The following is a 19,097-nucleotide window of genomic DNA, read 5'->3' on the forward strand; positions in this document are numbered from 1 at the left end:
CGCACAGGGGCCTGCGCGGCGGCCGGTGCCGCGCCCAGGAGGCCGGCGACGATCGGGGCGAGGATCTGCTTCATCGCCACACGTTATGGTCAGTCTCGCCGCACGGGAAGCGTGCAGCGCCGGGCCCGCGCATCGGCCCGAAAGGTGGCCGCCGGCTTTCGGATAAAGCGGTTTCAAAATCCGTTCATCCTTGAGTGGATCGGGATGCAGCTGCGCGCGGAAGCGCTGGCGGGCGGGCGCGATGTGGGAAATAAGGGCGTCGGCCAGCCCGCGACTTCGGACAGACCCGCCCGCGCGCGCCGCATCGAAGCCCCTCTGGGACGATTGACGATCATGACCTCGCTGTTCGCCGGCATCCAGGACGCGCCGCTCGACCCGATCATGCGCCTGTTCGAGGCCTTCAACGCCGACACGAGCACGAAAAAGCTCAACCTCGTGGTCGGGGTCTACACGGATGCCGAGGGCAAGGTGCCGCGCCTGCGCGCCGTGCAGACCGCCGAGAAGCGCTGGATCGAGAAGGGTCTGCCGAAGACCTACCGGCCGATCGAGGGGACCAAGCCGTTCCGCGACGCGGTCCAGGCCCTGCTGTTCGGTGCGGGCGCCCCGATCCTGACGCAGAACCGCACCGCGACGCTCCAGAGCATCGGCGGCACCGGCGCCCTCAAGACCGGCGCCGACGTGCTCGCGCTGCTCAATCCCGGCGCCACCGTGGCGGTGAGCAACCCGAGCTGGGAGAACCATAAAGCGCTGTTCACGCAGGCCGGCTTCTCCGTCGTCGACTACCCGTATTTCTCGGCCGAGACCGGCGGCGTCGACTACCCGGCGATGCGCGCCTACCTCGAGACGCTGCCGAAGGGCTCGATCGTGGTGCTGCACGCCTGCTGCCACAACCCGACCGGCGCCGACCTGACGCCCGACGAGTGGCGCGACCTCGCCCCCCTGCTCGCGGAGCGCGGCCTGATCCCGTTCCTCGACATCGCCTACCAGGGCTTCGGCGACGGCCTCGATGCGGACGCCGCGCCGGTGCGCCTGTTCGCCGAGTCGGGTCAGGAGTTCTTCGTCGCCTCGTCGTTCTCGAAGTCGTTCTCGCTCTACGGCGAGCGCGTCGGCGCGCTGACGATCGTCGCCGAGACACCGGCCCTGAAGACCAAGGTCGAATCCCTGGCCAAGCGTCTGGTTCGGGCGAGCTACTCGAACCCGCTGACCCATGGCGCCGCCATCGTCGAGATGGTGCTGACCGATCCGGAGCTGCGGGCTGACTGGGAGCGGGAGCTCGCCGAGATGCGCGAGCGGATCCGCGCCATGCGGGTGCGCATGGCCGACAGCCTGCAACAGCGCCACCCCGAGCGTGGCTTCGACGCGATCAAGGCGCAGAAGGGCATGTTCTCCTACACCGGCCTGACCCCCGCGGAGGCCACGCGCCTGCGCGAGGAGCACGAGGTCTACGCCCTGGAGACCGGCCGGATCTGCGTGGCGGCGGTCAACACCCACAACATCGACCACGTGGTCGACGCCATCGACGCCGTCGTGAAAGGCTGACCCGGTGGCAGCCCTCAAGCGCGTCTGCCGGTTCAATCTCTGGATCAACCCGGTCTTCGACGCGCGGCTGAGGGCCGAACCCGACATCGACCTGCAGGTCGGCGACCTGCAGGGCCCGGCGGAACCGCTCGAGGCCCTGTTGGTGCAGGCCCATGTCTTCCACATCTCACCGGCAAGGGACGAGCTGCCTCGCCGCTGGCACGTGACGGACGAACTGCTGGCCGGCTGCCCGAACCTGCTCGCGGTCTCCTCGGGCGGGGCAGGCTTCGACACGGTGGACGCGGCCGCCTGCACCCGGGCCGGCGTCGCGGTGGTCAACCAGGTCGGCGGCAATGCCCGCTCGGTAGCGGAACTTGCCATCGGCCTTATGCTGGCTGTTTCCCGCAAGATCTGCGTCTCGGACCGGCTGCTGCGGACCGCGCGCGGCTTCTCGCGGGAATCGCTGATGGGCCACGAGATCGGCGGCGCGACGCTGGGTCTCGTCGGCATCGGCCATACCGGCCGGGAGGTGGCCAAGCTCGCCCGCGGCTTCGACATGCGGGTCCTGGCCTACGACCCGCTGCTCTCGGCCGAAGAAATCCGGGCCCGGGGCGCCGAGCCGGTGGACCGGGCGCGGCTGCTCGCGGAGGCCGACATCGTCTCCCTGCACTGCCCGCTCGACGACACGACGCGCGGCAGCTTCGACGCAAAAACCTTCGCGGCGATGAAGCCCGGCGCGCTGTTCATCACCACGGCCCGGGGCGGCGTGCACGACGAGGCGGCGCTCGCCGAAGCCCTGGCCACCGGCCATCTCGCGGGGGCCGGCCTCGATGTCTGGGCGCCCGAGCCGCCGCCCCTGGATTCGGCGCTGCTGACGCTCGACACTGTGGTAGCGACCTACCACACCGCCGGCGTCACCCACGAGGCGCGCCGTAACGTGGCGTCCTGGGGCGCCGAGCAGATCATCGGCCTCCTGCGGGGCAAGACCCCGCCGCGGCTCGTCAACCTGGAGGTCTGGCCAGCGGTGCTGGAGCGCCGGGCGCGGCTGCTCGGGACTGCGTAGCGGAGCCGCATCCGCGAAACCGGTCTGAGTCAGCTGGCAAGAATGTTGCCGGGCGGCAACAGGTCGACGGTGCCGTGGAGCAGCTTCGAGTCTTCGTAAGCTAATCCGCAGCCAGATCGAAATCATTCCAAGTTTTGCGCCGCGCGGGCTTCGCTCGGCAAGCTTGACCCTACCGGTCCCACCCCACCATCTCGGCGGCCTCGATGTAGCGTGGCCTGAGAACGTGGCGAAAAATTCTTCTCAATCCGGATCGAATACTTCCTATTCGATACTCGCGGTTGCCGTCTTGGCCTTTTTTGTCGGACATGGCCCACTCCTCAACTGGGACTGCGCCTGGGCGAAACCTGCATCCGATCCGAATCAGGAAGTCATTCTTGAGGAGCTCTCCGTCACCGGCCAGGGTAGCGCCTCCCAGGCCCCGGAGGGCTACGCCCCGTCACGGAGCGTCAGCGCCACCCGCACCGACACGCCCCTGCGCGACGTCCCGCAGACGGTCGTGCCGGTGACCCGGCAGGTGCTGGAGGACGCCGCCGCCACGCGGATCGACACCGCCCTCGACCTGGCCGGCGTCGGCCGCTCCAACAATTTTGGCGGCCTCGGCCTGACCGAAGTCACGATCCGCGGCTTCTCCGTGTTCGACTACTATCGCAACGGATTCCCGATCAGTCGCGGATACCCGAACGCGCCGGACGTCGTCGTGATCGAGCGGATCGAGGTGCTCAAGGGGCCTTCGGCCTTCCTGTACGGCCGCGGCGATCCCGGCGGCACCTTCAACATCGTGACCAAGCAGCCCCTGGCCGAGCGGTCGCTGGCGATCGGCACGCAGTACGGCAGCTACGGCGCCAAGCGCAGCACCTTCGACGCCACCGGGGCGCTCGACGAGAGCGGCCAGGTCCTCGCCCGCATCACCGGCGCGGTGGAGGACAACGGCAGTTTTCGCGATTTCGTGAGCGGCGATCGCTACCACGTCGCCCCCGTCATCGCCTGGAAGCCCAGCGCGGACACGACCATCACCCTGGAGGGCGCCTTCGTCAGCACCGGCACGACCTTCGATCGCGGCATCGTCCCCCTCCAGGGCCGTCTGCGTAACGTGCCGCGCTCCCGCTTCCTCAGCGAGCCCGGCCTGCCGCAGAGCGTGGTCCAGGACGCCCTCGGCCAGTTGCGGATCGAGCACCGGTTCGACCAGGACTGGGTGCTCACGGCCGGCGCTCAGGTGCTCGGCGGATCTCTGAAGAGCTGGGGCGTCGGCGCAGCTGCCAACGGCTTCCTGCCGGACGGCCGCACCCTGCGCCGGAATCTGGAATGGCGTGACCTGACCTGGTCCGACACCGATGTGCAGGTCAACCTGGCCGGCAAGTTCGACACCGGCTTCCTGCACCACACGCTGCTACTCGGCCTCGAATACGACCGGTACCGCTACCGGGAGGTCTTCGACCGCTCGAACGCCGCGCCCTTCCCGTTCCTGCTCGACCTGCTGGCGCCGCGCTACGGCCAGGCGCTGCCGCGCAGCCTGCCCACCATCACCAACTTCCTGCAGCACACGGAGAGCTACGCGGGCTACGTCCAGGACCAGATCGACATCACCCCACAGCTGCACGCCCTGGTGGGGGTCCGGGTCGAGGATGTCGGACAGGACTCCACATCATACATCACCAATCGCACCACGATTCTGCGCGGCACGGAGGCGCTGCCGCGCTTCGGCCTGGTCTACGACGTGTCCGACGCAGTCTCGGTCTACGGAAACTACGCGCGCTCGTTCAAGCCCAGCACCGCCCTGGACCGGCGCGGCCAACCCCTCGCCTTCGAGGGCGGCGAGGGCTACGAGGCCGGCGTGAAGGTCGGCCTGCTCGACGGGCGGCTCAACGCCACCGCGGCCGTGTTCGACATCCGGCGCACCAACGTCCCGACCACGGACCCGGTCGATTCCGCCTTCAGCGTCGCCGCCGGCGTGGTGCAGAGCCGCGGCTTCGACCTCACCCTGGCAGGCGAGTTGGCGCCGGGGCTACGCGTGATCGGCACCTACACCTATGTCGATGCGGCGGTGGCGCGGGACAACACGATCCCGGTCGGGACCCGACTGGCCAACATTCCTGCCAACAGCTTTGCCATGCAGGCGGTCTACGAGGTCCAGGGCGGCGCGCTGAAGGGGCTCGGCTTCGGGGGCGGGCTCAACGTCGTCGGCCAGCGCGTCGCCGGGACGGCCCTGTCGACCTTCACGATGCCCGCCTACACGGTGGTGAATTTGATCTCGTATTATCAGATCACGCCGGATGTCCGGATCTACCTCAACGTCGATAACCTGCTTGACGAGATCTATTACGACCGCGCCTTCCAGAACCGCTACGCCAGCCCGGGCCAGCCGCGCACCATCATGGGCGGCGTCGCGGCACGGTTCTGAGGGCCGCCGACCCTACACCGAAGCCGCCCGCATCCAGCCGAGGCCGGCCTCGGTGCCGGCGGCCGGGTGGTATTCGCAGCCGATGAAGCCGGCATAGCCCACCGCCTCCAGGGCGTCGAAGATCGGGTCGAACGCGATGGTGCCGGTCCCGGGCTCGTGCCGGCCGGGATCGTCGGCGATCTGGACATGGGCGATCAGCGGCGCGTGTGCCCGGATCAGTGACGCCGGGTCGTGGCACAGGCAGACGCAGTGATAGGCGTCGAACAGCAGCTTCACGTTGTCCCGGCCGATCGCCCGGATCGCCTCCACGGCCTTGAGCGGGTCGTCGATCACGTAATCGGCGATGGAGCCCGGGCCGATCGGCTCGACGATCACGGTCATGTCGCGGGCCTTGGCGGCGTCGGCCGCGAAGGCCAAGTTGTCGAGATAGGTTTCCCACAGCCGCGCGGGCTCGGCTCCGGCCGGCCGGACGCCCGCCATCGGGTGGACCATCCGGCAGCCGAGTTGCGCGACATAGTCCAGGGTCGGCTCGATGGTGGAGCGGAAATACGCGACCTTGTCCGGCAGTGCCGCGAAGCCCTTCTCTCCCTTGGAGGCGTCGCCCGCCGGAAAACCGGTCTGGACCAGGGACACGCCGGCCCGCTCGAGCCAGCCCGCGACCTCTGCCGCCGGCGTCGCGAACAGGTTCGGATGCTCCACGGCCCGGAACCCGGCCTTGGCCGCGGCGGCGAACCGCTCGGGCAGGGGCAGCTCCGTAAACAGGAAGCCGCAATGGCCGCTCAGGCGGTCGGAGAAGGCACCGAGCTTCATGGATCAGGCCCTCTCAGCCGTCTCGATCATGGCGCGCATCCGGTCCACCGCCGCATGGGGCGCGGTCAGGACCGGTATAGCGACGGCGGCGCGCACCGCCTCGGCCGCCCGGGAAGTCGAGAAATGCGCCAGCATGATCGCGTCGCAATCGGCCAGGTCCGGCGCCCGCTCGACGATGAGCCGGTTGTGGGTCTCGGCGTCGCCGGCGCGCAGGCGCGCCATGGCGTCGTCCACCAGGATTGTGCGCAGGGTCGCGAGCCGGCCAGACTGGCCGACGAACTCCTCGAACTCGTCGGTCATGGTGCCGATCGAAGGGCCGAAGGTCGCCAGCATGCCGATGCGCTGCCCTTGCGCGATGGCGGCGCGGAACATCGCCTCGTTCGGCTTGAGCACCGGCACCGGCACGGTCTCGATCAGCCGGTCGATGGCCGGCCCGAAGGCCGAGCAGGTGATCAGGATGCCGTCGGCGCCCATGTCGTGGCCGTAGCGCCCGAACCGGACGAACCGGTCGATCATGCCCTCGGAGATCTCGCCGGGTTCCTTGGCCCGGTCGAGGGACAGGCCGTCATCCAGCAGATTGACCGTCTCGGCCTCGGGCCAGCGCTCGGCGAAGGCCGCCTGGATCGGAGCCATCGCGACCGGCGTCGCGTGCAGGAGGACTATGCGGGGGGCCATGCTGTCTCCCGGGATGTGACGCGGTCGGGCATCCGTTCGCTGTTCAGCGTCTTGTAAGCGATTTCAAAGCGGTGGCAAGATATCGCCTATACGCTCGGTCACGGGCCTATCTTCGCGGCGGCGCCGTGCTGGCGCGTAGGATCAGCTCGGCGTCGATTTCGGTGAGCCGCACCACCGGCCGACCCTGCATCCGGGCGATGAGATGGTCGCCGGCGGCGTGGCCGATCTCGGCGGAATGGATCCGGATCGTGGTCAGCGCCGGATCGAGGAAGGGTGCGAAGTCGGAATCGTTGTGGCCGATCACCGAGAGGTCGCCGGGCACGTCGAGCCCCCGGGCGCGGGCCTCGATCATGGCGCCGAAGGCGATCTGGTCGGTGCCGCAGATGATCGCGGTGGGCGGCGGGCCCCCGGCCAGCATCTGGCGGAAGCCATCGCGGCCGCCTCCGATGCCGTAGGAGATCTCGATGTCGTGCTCGGGGGCGAGCGTCAGGCCGCGCGCCGCCAGCGCCTGGGCGATGCCTGTGACGCGGGCGCCCCCGCGGTCGTTGTCCTTGCGCAGGCCGGAGATCACCCCGATCCGGCGATGGCCCAGATCGATCAGGTAGTTCGCCGCCCGGGCCGCGGAGGCGGCGTTGTCGAAGCCGACGCAGGGGCGCTCCCGTGACAGGCTGAAGGTCTGCACCATCGGAATGCCGTGCCGGGCGATGCGGGCGTGAAGATCCGGGTGGTGGATGTCGCCGACCAGCATCAGCCCGTCGACGCCACGTTCCAGCAGGAAGGTCGCCTCGCGCAGCTCGTCCTCGAGGTCGTATCCGGCATTGGTGGCGACCAGGGTGTAGTCGGCCTGCCGCAGCCGCTCCTGGAAGCTCGAGAGGACGCGCACGAACGCCTCGTTCTCGATGTTGGGGACCACGGCGCCGACGGCCATGAACCGGCGGGTAGAGAGCGCCCGGGCCGCACCGTTGGCGACGAAACCGAGATCCTGCGCGGCGCGCATCACCGCGTCCCGCTTGTCGGCCCGGACCCCGGCGGAGCCGTTGAGCACCCGGGAGACCGTCGCGGTCGAGACCCCGGCGCGATGCGCCACGTCCCGCGCCACCGGGCTGCGCGACGGCGGTTCCAGGATCTCATCCGGCCCATCCAACACGGAAATTCGACTCTCCCCCGTACACGCCCGAACCATGCCCTAACCGGCAGGATATTGACACTCTCGGATGACCATGGCTATCTGAAAGCGCTTTCAAAAATGCTGTCGGCCCGCTGGCATCCGGGTCTGGCGGAAAACAGGGAGGAGCGGATGGCGACGTTCGACCAGCCCACTTCGGGTCTGGGGGCTCCCGAGCGCGAGGCCCCCACGGTGGGGCAGGCCGATACCGCGGCCCCCGGCATCGCCGGCCCTCAGGCCCTCGTCACCAGCCTCAAGCGCAGCGACGTGGTCACGCCGTACCGGTTCCGCGGCCTGCTAGCGCTCGACGATTTCGAGCGCCACGCCCGGCGGCTCCTGCCGCACATGATCTTCCAGTACGTGGCCGGCGGGGCCGAAACCGGGGCGGCGCTCGCTCACAGCCGCGGCGCCTACGCCGATTACGCGCTCGTGCCGAGGCTGATGCGCGACACCTCCGGCCGCGACACCGCTACCGAACTGTTCGGCCACACCTACGCGGCGCCCTTCGGGGTCGGGCCGCTCGGCGGGGCGGCGTTCATCGCCTACCGTGGCGACATCGTGCTCGCCGAGGCGGCCAGGCGGATGAACCTGCCGATGATCCTCAGCGCATCCTCGCTGATCAAGTTGGAGGACGTGTACGCCCAGAACCCACAAGCCTGGTTCCAAGGCTACCTGCCGGGCGACCAGACCCGGATCGACCGCCTGCTCGACCGGGTCGCGGCCACCGGCTACCGGACCTTCGTGGTGACCGCCGACACCCCGACGCTCGGCAACCGCGAGCACAACACCCGCAGCGGCTTCTCGATGCCGATCAAGGTCACGCCCAAGGTCGCGTGGCAGAGCGCGACCCACCCGCGCTGGCTGCTCGGTACCGTCGCCCAGACCTTCCTGAAGCACGGCGCCCCGCATTTCGAGAACACCGAGGCCGAGCGCGGTCCGCCGATGATGTCGCAAGGGGCGGTGCGCAACACCATCGCGCGGGACCAGCTCTCGTGGAAGAACCTGGAGGCGATCCGCAAGCGGTGGTCCGGCAACCTCCTCGTAAAGGGGCTCCTCGCCCCCGAGGATGTTGAAATCGCGAAGGACTGCGGCGCCGACGGCATCATCCTGTCGACCCATGGCGGCCGCCAGCTCGACCATGCCATCGCGCCCCTCGACGTGCTGCCGGAGATCGCCGCCAGAAAAGGCAGCCTGAAGATCATCGTCGACAGCGGCATCCGCCGCGGCACCGACGTGATGAAGGCGCTGGCGCTCGGCGCCGACTTCGTCCTGCTCGGCCGGCCGTTCATGTTCGGTGCCGCGCTCGGTGGGGCTGCCGGCGTCGAGCACGCCATGCGGATCCTCAAGGAGGAGCTCAACCGTGACATGGCGCTGATCGGGGTGAATTGCCTGTCCGAGCTGAACCCGGACTTCCTGCGCCGCGTCCCGCGGCGGAGCTGACCCGGAGACCGGCATGACCGACGACGCGCCCCGCCCGCCCCTCGGCCTCGCCTTCGTCGGCTGCTTCACCACCGCGCGCCGCCGGGCCCGGGGCCAGGGCATCGACATCTACCGGGTCGGGGCCGGGCTCGACGACTGGACCCATCTCGGCCGGGTAGATGGCCTGGAGAACCCGTCCTTCCTGGTCACCGATCCCGCCCGCGCCGTGCTCTACACCGTCCGGGGCGACGGCACGTCGGCCACCGCCTTCGCGGTCACGCCGGACGGCACCCTGCGGAGCCTCGGCAGCGCGGAGACCGGCGGCACCAACAGCGTCCACCAGGCGCTCGACCCGAGCGGGCGGTTCCTGATCGTCGCCAACTACGCCAGCGGCTCGGTCGCATTGATGCCGCTCCGACCCGATGGCGGGCTGGAGCCGGCCGCGCAGGTCCTGCCGATGCCGGGCGAGCCCGGCCCGCACCGGACCGAGCAGGCCGGCGCGCACCCGCACCACGTCGTCCTGTCGCCGGACGGTCGCCACGTGCTGGTGCCCGACAAGGGCCTCGACCGGGTCTTCGTCCTCCGCCTCGACGGCGACCAATTGGAAATCGTCACCGAAGCCGTGCTGCGCCCGGGCGCCGGCCCACGCCACATCGCGTTCCACCCCGGCGGTGCGCTCGCCTTCCTGGTCAACGAGCTGGAGTCCACCGTCGCGACCTGCCGGTGGGATGCGGGGACCGGAACGCTCACGCCCCGCCACCTCGTTCCGACGCTGCCCCCCGACTTTTTCGGCGCCAGCACGGCGGCGGCGATCGTGGTCACCCTATGCGGGCGCTTCGTCTACGCCTCGAACCGCGGCCAGGATGGGATCGCGCGCTTCCGGGTAGACGGCGCCCGCCTCGAACCGGCCGGCTGGACGCCATCCGGCGGCCGGGACCCGCGCTTCATGACCCTGGCGCCGGACAGTGGCCGCCTGCTGGTGGCAAACGAGCAGGGCGACAGCCTGACCGAATTCGCCATCGACCCAGGCAGTGGCGACCTCACCCAAACGGGTTCACGCCAGAGCCCGAGCCCATGCACGATCGCGTTCCTATAAAAATACACAACAAAAATATGATGCCTCCGGAGGAAGCCCGATGTTCGCCAAACGATACAGGTTCCTGATCGCGGCTCTGCTGTTTATCGCCGGGATCATCAACTACATGGACCGCGCGGCGCTCGGCGTGGCCGCGCCCTTCGTCAAGCAGGACCTCAACCTGTCGCCTTCCGAGCTTGGGGTGATCTTCAGCACCTTCTTCTTCGGCTACGCCCTGTTCGCCTTCGTCGGTGGACAGCTGGCCGACCGCTACGGCCCGCGCAGCGTCTACACCTGGGCGGCGACCTCCTGGTCAGTCCTGTGCATGCTCACCGGCGCGGTGACCGGCTTCGCCCAGATGTTCGTGGTCCGCGCCCTGTTCGGCTTCGCCGAGGGGCCGATGAACTCGACCACGAACCGGACCATCACCACGTGGTTTCCCCGCGAGGAGACGGCACGCACCATCGGCTTCACCTTCTCCGGGCAGACCGTGGGCAGCGCCATCGCGGCGCCCGTCGTCGGCCTGCTGGCGATCCAGTACGGCTGGCGGGTGGCCTTCGTCGCGATCGGCGCCGTCGGCCTCGTCTGGGTGGTGGCCTGGCGGATCCTGATGACCGACCGCCCCCGGGACAATCCCCGGGTCTCCGCGGAGGAGATCGAACTGGTCGAGCGCAGCCGGGCCGTGTCGCATCTCGCCGCCTCCGACCACGAGCGGTCCCTGCGCGGCTACCTGTTCCTGCCGAGCACGCTGTCGCTGGGTCTCGGTATGTTCGCGGTGAACTACACCCTCTACATCTTCCTCTCGTGGCTCCCGAGCTACCTCACCGACGCCCTGCACATGCCGGTGCAGCAGATGGCGTTCGTGGCCTCGATCCCCTGGGCCTGCGGGTTCGTGGGCTATGTCGGCGGCGGTATCGTCGCCGACCTGCTGTACAAGCGCATGGACGACAAGCTGGCGGCCCGGAAGATCACCACGATCGTGCCGCTCGCCATCGCGGGCGTCGCACTGATCACCGTCAACGCCGCACCGAACGCCGCGGCGGCAGTCGCGCTGATCGCGCTGGCGGTGCTGATGCTGACGAGTTCGGTGCAATCGTGCTGGGCGACGATCCACGAGCTGGTGCCGGAGGCGCGCGTCGGCGGCGTGAGCGGATTCATCCACCTTTTGAGCAACATCTCGGGCATCATCGGGCCGACCGCCACGGGCTTCGCCGTTCAGTATCTCGGCGGCTACGCCAGCGCCTTCGTGATCGCCGCCCTGATCGCCGCGGCCGGCGTCGTCGCGATGGCGGTCTTCGTGAAGCGCCCGCACGACCCGCAGGCGGCCTCGCCACTCAAAGCGGTGAAAACCGCCTGATCCCGGAGCGAACCGATGAACGCCCCCACCGACACGATCCCCGAAAAGCCCGTCCTGCTCACCGGCGCCTCCGGTGCGCTGGGCCGGGTGCTGACGAAGGCGCTCGGCGCGCAGGGCTGGACGCTGCGCCTCACCGACCGGGTGCCGTTTCCCGATCCGCTGCCGGAGGGCGCGCGCTTCCAACTCGCCGACCTTGAGGACGGCCCGGCGATCCTGCGCCTGGCGGAGGGCTGCGGCACGATCCTGCATTTCGGCGGGATCTCGGTGGAGCACCCGTTCGAGACGGTGATCGGCCCGAACATCCGCGGGCTCTACCACGCGTACGAGGCGGCCCGGCGGGAGCGCGCCCGCATGGTGTTCGCCTCCTCCAACCACACGATCGGGTTCCACGAACGCAGCGAGGTCCTGGACGACGACTGCGCCCTCGCGCCCGACGGCTATTACGGCCTGTCCAAGGCCTATGGCGAGCTGATGGGCGGCCTGTACCGGGACAAGCACGGGGTCGAGAGCATCTTCCTACGCATCGGCTCCTGCTTCCCGGAGCCGACGGACGCGCGAATGCTGGCGACCTGGCTGTCCTATGCCGACCTGACCCGGCTGATCACCCGCGCCACCCTGGCTCCGAGCCTTGGGCCGAAGGGCTCGGTGGTGATCTGGGGTGCTTCGAACAACAGCCGCATGACCTGGTGGCGCCGGGACGGGCGCGACGCGATCGGCTGGGCGCCGCAGGACAGCGCCGATGCCTACGCTCCGGCCCTGGAGGGCAAGACCAGCGGCAACCCTGTGATCGAGCGCTACCAGGGCGGCGGCTTCACCGCCCTCGACTATACCCGCACCGCGCCGCCGGCCCGGTGATGACACACCCCGAGACGACCGGAGCCCGCATGGCGGACGACCAGAAAACGACGCGGCTGAAATGCGCCCTGGTGGTGCGGGGCGCCTTCGACGCCCATGTCGTCCCCGCCTTCGCGGCGGCGGGCGGCCGGGCGGCGATCGACTGGGCGCCAACCGCGGTGATCATGAAGGCGCTGCAGGGGGGCGAGACCGCCGACGCGGTGTTCGTGCTCTCCGACGCGATGGATCGGCTGATCGCCGCGGGGCAGGTCGAGCCCGACACCCGGGTCGATGTCGTGCGCTCCCGCTACGGCATCGCCGTGAAGGCCGGGGCGGCGCATCCCGAGATCGGCAGCGTCGAGGCGCTCAAGCGGACGCTCGTGGACGCGCGCTCAGTCGCCTATTCGCGCACCGGCGCCAGCGGCATCTACTTCGCCGGCCTCCTGCCTCGGCTCGGCCTCGCCGAGGCGGTCAACGCTCGGGCGACGATCATCCCGCAGGGTTTCACGGCGGAAAAGCTCGTCTCGGGCGAGGCCGACATTGCAGTCCAGCAGATCAGCGAGTTGATGGTCGTGCCAGGCATCGAGGTGGTCGGGCCATTCCCGGAGCCGGTGCAGGAGGTGACCACCTTCTCGGCCGCGATCCTGCGCGGCACCACCGACCGCGACGGCGCCCTGCGTTTCCTGGCCGGGTTGACCACGCCGGAGGCGGCCGCCGCCTACCGCGCCAGCGGTCTAGAGCCGGCTTTCTGAGACAGCTCGAGACACCTCCACCATCATTGCGAGCGCCGCGACGCAAACCAGGGACACGCATCGCTCGAAGATCGCGTCCTGCACCGGATCGCTCCGCTAGGCCCTCGATGACGGCGCAAAGATAAAACAACATAAAAAACGAGGAAATCATGGTCGCCAGCGAACAGGACCGGATCGTCCGGCAGGTGTTCTTCAGGCTGATGCCGCTGCTCTTCATCGGCTACGTCATGGCCTATATCGACCGGATCAACGTCGGCTTCGCGGCCCTGCGGATGAACGCCGATCTCGGTATCGGGCCGGCCGTGTTCGGGCTCGGCGCCGGGATCTTCTTCATCGGCTATTTCATCTTCGAGGTGCCGAGCAACCTGATCCTCGAGAAGGTCGGCGCCAGGCGCTGGATCGCCCGGATCATGATCACCTGGGGCCTGCTCTCGGCCGCGATGATGTTCGTGCAGGGCTCTACCAGCTTCCTGATCCTGCGTTTCCTGCTCGGCGCGGCCGAGGCCGGGTTCTACCCGGGGGTGATCCTCTACCTGACCTATTGGTTCCCCAAGGCGTATCGCGCCCGGATCTTCGGTGCCTTCGCAGTCGGCATCCCGGTTTCGCTGGCGATCGGCGCCCCGCTCTCGACCACGATCATGCAGCTCGACGGCACCCTGGGCCTCAAGGGCTGGCAGTGGCTGTTCCTGCTGGAGGGCATCCCGACTACCCTATTCGGCTTCGTGTTCCTGGCCCTGATCCCGGACCGGCCGAAGGACGCGCACTGGCTCGCGCCGGCCGACCGCACCGCCCTGCAGACCCTGATCGATTCCGAGCAGAGCAGCGTCGCCGGCACCCACGGGACCAGCCTGCGGACGGCCCTCTCGGATCCGCGGCTGATCGCGCTATCCTTCATCTACTTCGCCAACACCGGCGCCAATCTCGGACTGGCGTTCTTCCTGCCGCAGATCCTCAAGAGCACCGGCCTGTCCGACATGCAGACCGGCCTGATGACGGCAGTCCCGTACGTCTTCGGCGTGGTCGGCGGCCTCACGGTCGGCTGGATCTCGGACCGCTACGACGACCGCCGGATCACCTTGGCGACGGCGCTTGGCCTCACGGCGACCGGGCTTGCGCTCGCCGGCGTCGCCACCGGCTCGCTCTGGGCGGTGGCGTTCATGGCGCTCGCCGCCGCCGGGCTCTACGGGGCGAAGGCGCCGTTCTGGGCGCTCCCCTCCGTGTTCCTGAGCGGCAGCGCGGCGGCGGGCGGAATCGCGCTGATCAACTGCATCGGCAATCTCGGCGGCTTCGTCGCCCCCTCGATGGTCGGATGGATCCGCGAGACCACCGGAAGCTTCGAGGCCGGCCTGTACTTCCTGGCCGCGTTGGCACTCTCGGCCGTGGTGGTGACGCTTCTGGTGGTCAACGACCGCTTCGGCGACGCGCGCCGGTCGCCCGGTGTCGCAGCCATCCCGGTCGCGGCGCCCCGGACCTGACAGGGGGCGCCGCTGTTTTCGACGGCGGCTCTATTGTCGCCCTTGGGGGGCGCCCGGGCTTCGCGACCGCAAAAAAGTCCTTATGCTCGTGCTGTCCGGACGCCCAATCGTGTCCGAACGGATCGCCCCCTTCATGCTGAAGACAGCCTTCGTTGCCGCCCGCGACCGTCAGAGGCTGTCGGAGATCGCGTCGATCCTGATCGGCTTCGGCGTCACGCGCGTCGTGGACCGCCTCGGCCTGCGCTACCTGCCGCTGCTGCCGCGCCGCCGGCCGCGGGTCGACGTCACCCGGCTATCCGAACCCGAGCGCCTGCGCCGGGCGATCGAGGCGCTCGGCCCGACCTTCATCAAGTTCGGGCAGGTTCTGGCGAGCCGGCCGGACCTGCTGTCGCCCGCCTGGACCGAGGAGTTGCAGAAGCTCCACAGCCAGGTCGTGCCGGTGTCGTGGGAGCAGATTGGCCCGCAGCTCGAGCAGGATATCGGCGCCCCGCCCAACGAGGTGTTCGCCGAGTTCGACACCAACCCGATCGCCTCCGCGTCGATCGCCCAGGTCTACCGGGCGCGCCTGCACACGGGCGAGGACGTGATCGTCAAGGTGCTGCGTCCGAACCTGCGCAAGATCATCGAGGCGGATCTGCGCCTGATGGCCCACGGCGCCCGGATCGTCGAGAACGAGTGGCCGGACATGGCCCGCTACCAGCCGCGGGAGCAGATGCGCCATCTCGCCGACGGCCTGAACGGCGAGCTCGACCTGCTCAACGAGGCGCGCAACTGCGAGCTGCTGGCGCAGATCTTCGTGGACCGCGACGACATCGTCTTTCCGAAGATCCACTGGGAATATTGCTCCGAGCGGGTCTTGGTCCAGGACTTCATCCACGGCATCCCGCCCAACGACGAGGCGGCGCTCCGCGCGGCCGGGCTCGACAAGAAGCTGCTCGCCCAGAAGGGCACCGACGCCTTCCTGCAGATGGCGCTGATCGAGGGTGTCTTCCACGCCGATCCGCACCCCGGCAACATGCTCGCGATGCCGGGCAATAAGATCGGCTTCATCGATTTCGGCATCATCGGCCGGCTGTCGCAGCGGCGGCGCTCGCAGCTGCTGGTCCTGATCGGCGCGATGCTCAAGCAGGATGCCGACGGCCTGATGGCCGTGCTCCTCGACTGGACCGGCACCAGCAACCCGGACCTGACCAAGCTTCAGGTCTCGGCCACGTCCTTCGTGGAGAGCCACTCCTCGATCCCGCTGAACCTCGGGCTGGTGCTCACCGACTTCATGAACATGGCCCGCGAGAACGACCTCGCGATGCCCACCGACCTGGCGATCCTGTTCAAGGGCCTGGTCACCGCCGACGGCGTGATGCGCCACCTCGATCCGGATTTCGACCTGTTCGCCGCGGCCGGACCGACCGTCAAGGCGAGCATGCAGACGCAGTTCTCGCTCGGCGCCCTCAAGCAGAAGGCCGAGGCCCTGGGTGTCGGCCTCTACGGCGCGGCCTCCGAACTGCCGACCCTGATCCACCTGATGCTGGTGCGCCTGAAGCAGGGCCGCGTCACCGTCGAGATCGAGATCAAGGGCCTGGACAAGGTCACCCGCGGCATCGAGCGGGCTGCCGCCCGGGTCGCGGTCGCCCTGGTGGTGGCCGCCTTCGCCACCCAGCTGGCGCCCCGGCTGATCGACCTCGGCACGCCGGTCTTCGTCTCGATCGGGCTGGTGATCTTCATCCTCGGCATCGGCTGGCTGGTGCTGCTGATGCGAAACAAGTGATCGGTTTCGTCGCTATCGGACGCGGCGAAACTAGTTGTCGGCCGGTGCCGAATACACAGTTCGTTTGATTATCCGGAATCTCGTGTTAGCCTCGGGAACCCTTCGATTCGCGGGGTTGCGAGCGGGGTGCGCCACCAGAAGCGGTTCGATCCGCCGGCGCCTCCGGGCCTCGACATCGCGTCGCCGCACCTGGCCTTCGGTGGGTCCCCCATGGCGCGCGCCGCGGGGGTGGACGCTGAGATGGGGGGCGAGCGATGGATGCGGGCCTCATGCTGGCGCGCGCGGACGGGACGGATCGACGCCTGGACGCGCTCGAAGCGGAGAACATCCGCCTGAGGGCCCTGCTGATGCAGGCCACCGGCCAGGCGGATTCGGAACGGCAGCGCAGTCGGCGCCTCGGCCGCATCATCGAGGCCGCGAGCCGCGTCGAGGCCGGCCGCCTCGGCCGTGAGCCGTGGCAAGCCTCCGGGCCCCAATCGCTGCACCACCACGCCCTGGACGATGCCGCCGCGTGGTCGGCGCCGTCCTGGGCCGGTGAGCTGACCGCCCCCGGGATGCTCCAGGCCGCCGCGGATGTCCTGGAGGTGCTCGACCGCGACGGACGCGTGATCACCGCGGGCGAGAATGGCCCGGCCTGCCTGTGTGTCCGGAACCCTGCGGACACGATCGGGCGTCCCTGGATCGAGATCTGGACTCGCGACGAGGACCGCGAGGCGGTGGCAGGGGCCCTGGACAAGGCGCGCCTTGGCGGCGCGAGCCGCTTCCAGGCCAAGCTGGAGACCGGCCGGTCCGCCACGTGGTGGGACATCGCGGTCACCCCCGTGGGCGGCCAGCGTGGCCATCCCGAGCGGATCCTGGCCGCGTCCCGGGACATCACCGAGCTGAAGCTCACCGAAGCGCGCCAGACCCTGCTGATGCAGGAGCTGTCCCATCGGATGAAGAATACCCTGGCCATGGTCCAGGCGGTTGCGGCGCAGACCCTGCGCAACGCCGGTTCGCTGGAGGCGGCCGGGGAAGCGCTGGCCGCGCGGCTGCTGGCGCTGGCCCAGGCCCACGACGTGCTGCTGCAGGGCTCTTTCGCGGCGGCCTCCCTGGTCGGCCTGGTCGAGGGGGCGGTGTCCCTGCACGGCGACGGCGTCGCGGGCCGGTTCCGGGTCGAGGGCGAAGACCTCACCCTCGGCCCGCGTCACGGCATGGTGCTGGCGCTGATGTTGCACGAACTCGGCACCAACGCCGCCAAGTACGGCGCGCTCTCGGTGCCCACAGGACAGGTGCTGATCGCCTGGGAGATCGCAGGCTCGGGTGACGGCGCCACCCTGCGGTTCCGCTGGGAGGAGGTCGGCGGCCCGCCGGTCGAACCGCCGACCCGGACCGGGTTCGGGACGCGGCTGATCGCCCGCAGCCTGGCCCACAGCTTCGGGGGGACGGCCCGGTTGACCTACCCGCCGACCGGGGCCGTGCTGACTTTCGAGGCGCCGCTGGCCGCCGTGACGGCCGGCTGACGGTCAGCGGGCCGCGTGCGTTTCTTCGCGCAGATCGCGCAGGGCCGTGATAGTCTCGTCGCGCAGGCTTCGGAGATGTGCCAGTTGCGCCGCAAGGTCGCCGCCGCCGAGCTTCGCGGCCTGCTCGAAGGCCCGGCAGGCCTGGGACAAGTCCGAGCAGCCGAGCATCCCCGACATCGAGACGAGGGTGTGGGCTTCCCGGGCGTAGGCGGCCTCGCCCTGGTCCACGCCGTCGAAGGCCGTGGCGAGGCTCGTGGCGAAGCGATCGAGCAGGCGCGCGAGCTTCTCGGTGCCGATCACACCTTCGAGTTCGTCGAGCGCGGCCCGATCGACGCGGGACTGTGACACCATCTTCTCCGGCAGCGAATTTTCGGTACGCCTCGACAGAAGCGTGCAATCGCCGCGAGGTCCAGCGGCCGATTCCGATCGCACCGGTATGTGCCACCGTTTCCACAGCGTGCCCACCCGGTTATCGGCTGCGCGGGGGCGGCGGGCGCCCCGGAGGACCCTGCGCCGTGACGGCCTATAGCCTACGCGCCCGGCTGCTCGCCTTGTGGATCCTGCTGCTGGCCTCGGCGGCGGCCACCGCCTACCTCATGTTCGGGTTCTACAGCCAATCCACCGCCGTCCAGGTCGCGCAGGCGGAGGTGGCGGTTGGGCGGGCCTGCCGGGAGATCATCGACCGCTACGCCGCTCTGACCCGCCGGACCAAGGGTAACATCCCGCGGAGCGAGCTCGGCGGCACCGTCGGGGCGGCGCTCGAACTCTTCCCGGGCATTGAGGGTGGGGTCTGGAGCGCCGCGGACGGCCCTGTCGCCTACGCGTACCCGACCTACGAGGGCACCGGGCCGAAGACCGACCTCCCCGAGGCCGAGCGCGACAGCATCGCGGGGGTGAATGCCCAGGCCCTGCGGGTGGACCACGCCGTGGCGTTCCGCCGGCCGAGCCGCACGCAGGTGCTGCTGGTCCAGGGCTGCCCGCTGCACGGACCCGAACCCGGGCTGACCGCCTGGACCATGGGCCGCGCCCACGTCAACGACGGGCCCGCCTACACGCGCTTCCTTGCCGGCCTAGGCTTCCTGGCCGTGACCGTGCTGGGGTCGGCCGCATTCCTCGGATGGTTCCTGTACGGGTTCTCGGGCCGGATCGCCCGGTTGGAGGCCGCACTGGCCGCGCCCCGGCCGGACGGCGAGGACCTGCCGCGGTTGCAACGGACCGGCGAGCGTGAGCTCGACCGGCTGGTCGATGCCCTCAACGCCGCAGGCGGGCGCCTCCGCGAGGCGCAGGCG

Annotated in this window: 15 protein-coding genes and 1 pseudogene; 12 read left to right on the forward strand and 4 right to left on the reverse strand. The window is 69.6% G+C overall.

The window, feature by feature from the left end:
- Positions 1-333 precede the first annotated feature (333 nt).
- From FV228_RS05910 to FV228_RS05920, 3 genes are all read left to right on the forward strand, one after another.
- Positions 334-1,539: an amino acid aminotransferase gene (locus FV228_RS05910; protein ID WP_147853743.1), complete on the forward strand. Its 1,206-nt coding sequence runs from the start codon at positions 334-336 to the stop codon at positions 1,537-1,539.
- 4 nt (positions 1,540-1,543) lie between these two features.
- Complete coding sequence (locus FV228_RS05915) at positions 1,544-2,581, forward strand: hydroxyacid dehydrogenase (RefSeq protein WP_147853744.1); 1,038 nt, start codon at positions 1,544-1,546, stop codon at positions 2,579-2,581.
- A gap of 286 nt (positions 2,582-2,867) precedes the next feature.
- Positions 2,868-4,979, forward strand: a complete 2,112-nt coding sequence (locus tag FV228_RS05920; RefSeq protein ID WP_147853745.1) for a TonB-dependent receptor — start codon at positions 2,868-2,870, stop codon at positions 4,977-4,979.
- Positions 4,980-4,991: 12 nt separating this feature from the next.
- On the opposite strand, the gene FV228_RS05925 is transcribed toward FV228_RS05920, so the two are convergent.
- From FV228_RS05925 to FV228_RS05935, 3 genes are all read right to left on the reverse strand, one after another.
- Positions 4,992-5,789 (reverse strand): TIM barrel protein, encoded by a 798-nt coding sequence (locus FV228_RS05925; protein WP_147853746.1) that lies wholly within the window; start codon positions 5,787-5,789, stop codon positions 4,992-4,994.
- A gap of 3 nt (positions 5,790-5,792) precedes the next feature.
- On the reverse strand, positions 5,793-6,464 hold the full coding sequence (locus FV228_RS05930) for an aspartate/glutamate racemase family protein (RefSeq protein ID WP_147853747.1): 672 nt from the start codon (positions 6,462-6,464) through the stop codon (positions 5,793-5,795).
- A 106-nt stretch (positions 6,465-6,570) separates the two neighbouring features.
- Positions 6,571-7,611 carry a LacI family DNA-binding transcriptional regulator gene (locus FV228_RS05935; RefSeq protein ID WP_147853748.1) on the reverse strand — a complete coding sequence of 347 codons (1,041 nt, stop codon included), beginning with the start codon at positions 7,609-7,611 and terminating at the stop codon, positions 6,571-6,573.
- A gap of 150 nt (positions 7,612-7,761) precedes the next feature.
- Here FV228_RS05935 and FV228_RS05940 point away from each other — a divergent pair, with 150 nt between their 5' ends.
- The 8 genes from FV228_RS05940 (at position 7,762) to FV228_RS05975 (ending at position 17,808) form a co-directional block, all read left to right on the forward strand.
- Positions 7,762-9,069, forward strand: a complete 1,308-nt coding sequence (locus FV228_RS05940) for an alpha-hydroxy acid oxidase (RefSeq protein ID WP_147853749.1) — start codon at positions 7,762-7,764, stop codon at positions 9,067-9,069.
- Positions 9,070-9,082: 13 nt separating this feature from the next.
- The gene (locus FV228_RS05945) at positions 9,083-10,144 is read left to right on the forward strand and encodes a lactonase family protein (protein WP_147853750.1); all 1,062 of its coding nucleotides are present in this window, start codon (positions 9,083-9,085) and stop codon (positions 10,142-10,144) included.
- A gap of 40 nt (positions 10,145-10,184) precedes the next feature.
- Positions 10,185-11,480 (forward strand): MFS transporter, encoded by a 1,296-nt coding sequence (locus FV228_RS05950; protein WP_147853751.1) that lies wholly within the window; start codon positions 10,185-10,187, stop codon positions 11,478-11,480.
- A gap of 15 nt (positions 11,481-11,495) precedes the next feature.
- Entirely contained in the window at positions 11,496-12,335 is an 840-nt protein-coding gene (locus FV228_RS05955) for an NAD(P)-dependent oxidoreductase (RefSeq protein WP_147853752.1), read from the forward strand.
- Between the two features lie 29 nt (positions 12,336-12,364).
- Positions 12,365-13,066, forward strand: coding sequence for a substrate-binding domain-containing protein (locus FV228_RS05960; protein WP_147853753.1), 702 nt, complete (start codon positions 12,365-12,367; stop codon positions 13,064-13,066).
- A 149-nt stretch (positions 13,067-13,215) separates the two neighbouring features.
- Complete coding sequence (locus FV228_RS05965) at positions 13,216-14,541, forward strand: MFS transporter (protein WP_147853754.1); 1,326 nt, start codon at positions 13,216-13,218, stop codon at positions 14,539-14,541.
- A gap of 133 nt (positions 14,542-14,674) precedes the next feature.
- On the forward strand, positions 14,675-16,306 hold the full coding sequence (locus FV228_RS05970; protein WP_147853755.1) for an AarF/UbiB family protein: 1,632 nt from the start codon (positions 14,675-14,677) through the stop codon (positions 16,304-16,306).
- A 269-nt stretch (positions 16,307-16,575) separates the two neighbouring features.
- Positions 16,576-17,808 carry a PAS domain-containing sensor histidine kinase gene (locus FV228_RS05975; RefSeq protein ID WP_246689913.1) on the forward strand — a complete coding sequence of 411 codons (1,233 nt, stop codon included), beginning with the start codon at positions 16,576-16,578 and terminating at the stop codon, positions 17,806-17,808.
- Positions 17,809-17,811: 3 nt separating this feature from the next.
- Here the strand turns inward: FV228_RS05975 and FV228_RS05980 are convergent, their stop codons facing one another.
- Positions 17,812-18,159 carry an Hpt domain-containing protein gene (locus tag FV228_RS05980; protein WP_187277648.1) on the reverse strand — a complete coding sequence of 116 codons (348 nt, stop codon included), beginning with the start codon at positions 18,157-18,159 and terminating at the stop codon, positions 17,812-17,814.
- A gap of 164 nt (positions 18,160-18,323) precedes the next feature.
- Here FV228_RS05980 and FV228_RS05985 point away from each other — a divergent pair.
- A pseudogene (locus FV228_RS05985) lies at positions 18,324-19,097 on the forward strand (sensor histidine kinase); the annotation flags it as partial.

Source organism: Methylobacterium sp. WL18, from assembly GCF_008040015.1.
In the GTDB taxonomy this organism is placed as follows: Bacteria; Pseudomonadota; Alphaproteobacteria; order Rhizobiales; family Beijerinckiaceae; genus Methylobacterium; species Methylobacterium mesophilicum.

Coding starts and splice junctions, on each gene's coding strand:
- FV228_RS05910 (WP_147853743.1), top strand. CDS start 334: ATGACCTCGCTGTTCGCCGGCATCCAGGACGCGCCGCTCGACCCGATC.
- FV228_RS05925 (WP_147853746.1), bottom strand. CDS start 5,789: ATGAAGCTCGGTGCCTTCTCCGACCGCCTGAGCGGCCATTGCGGCTTC.
- FV228_RS05930 (WP_147853747.1), bottom strand. CDS start 6,464: ATGGCCCCCCGCATAGTCCTCCTGCACGCGACGCCGGTCGCGATGGCT.
- FV228_RS05940 (WP_147853749.1), top strand. CDS start 7,762: ATGGCGACGTTCGACCAGCCCACTTCGGGTCTGGGGGCTCCCGAGCGC.
- FV228_RS05945 (WP_147853750.1), top strand. CDS start 9,083: ATGACCGACGACGCGCCCCGCCCGCCCCTCGGCCTCGCCTTCGTCGGC.
- FV228_RS05950 (WP_147853751.1), top strand. CDS start 10,185: ATGTTCGCCAAACGATACAGGTTCCTGATCGCGGCTCTGCTGTTTATC.
- FV228_RS05955 (WP_147853752.1), top strand. CDS start 11,496: ATGAACGCCCCCACCGACACGATCCCCGAAAAGCCCGTCCTGCTCACC.
- FV228_RS05960 (WP_147853753.1), top strand. CDS start 12,365: ATGGCGGACGACCAGAAAACGACGCGGCTGAAATGCGCCCTGGTGGTG.
- FV228_RS05965 (WP_147853754.1), top strand. CDS start 13,216: ATGGTCGCCAGCGAACAGGACCGGATCGTCCGGCAGGTGTTCTTCAGG.
- FV228_RS05970 (WP_147853755.1), top strand. CDS start 14,675: ATGCTGAAGACAGCCTTCGTTGCCGCCCGCGACCGTCAGAGGCTGTCG.
- FV228_RS05975 (WP_246689913.1), top strand. CDS start 16,576: ATGCTGGCGCGCGCGGACGGGACGGATCGACGCCTGGACGCGCTCGAA.
- FV228_RS05980 (WP_187277648.1), bottom strand. CDS start 18,159: ATGGTGTCACAGTCCCGCGTCGATCGGGCCGCGCTCGACGAACTCGAA.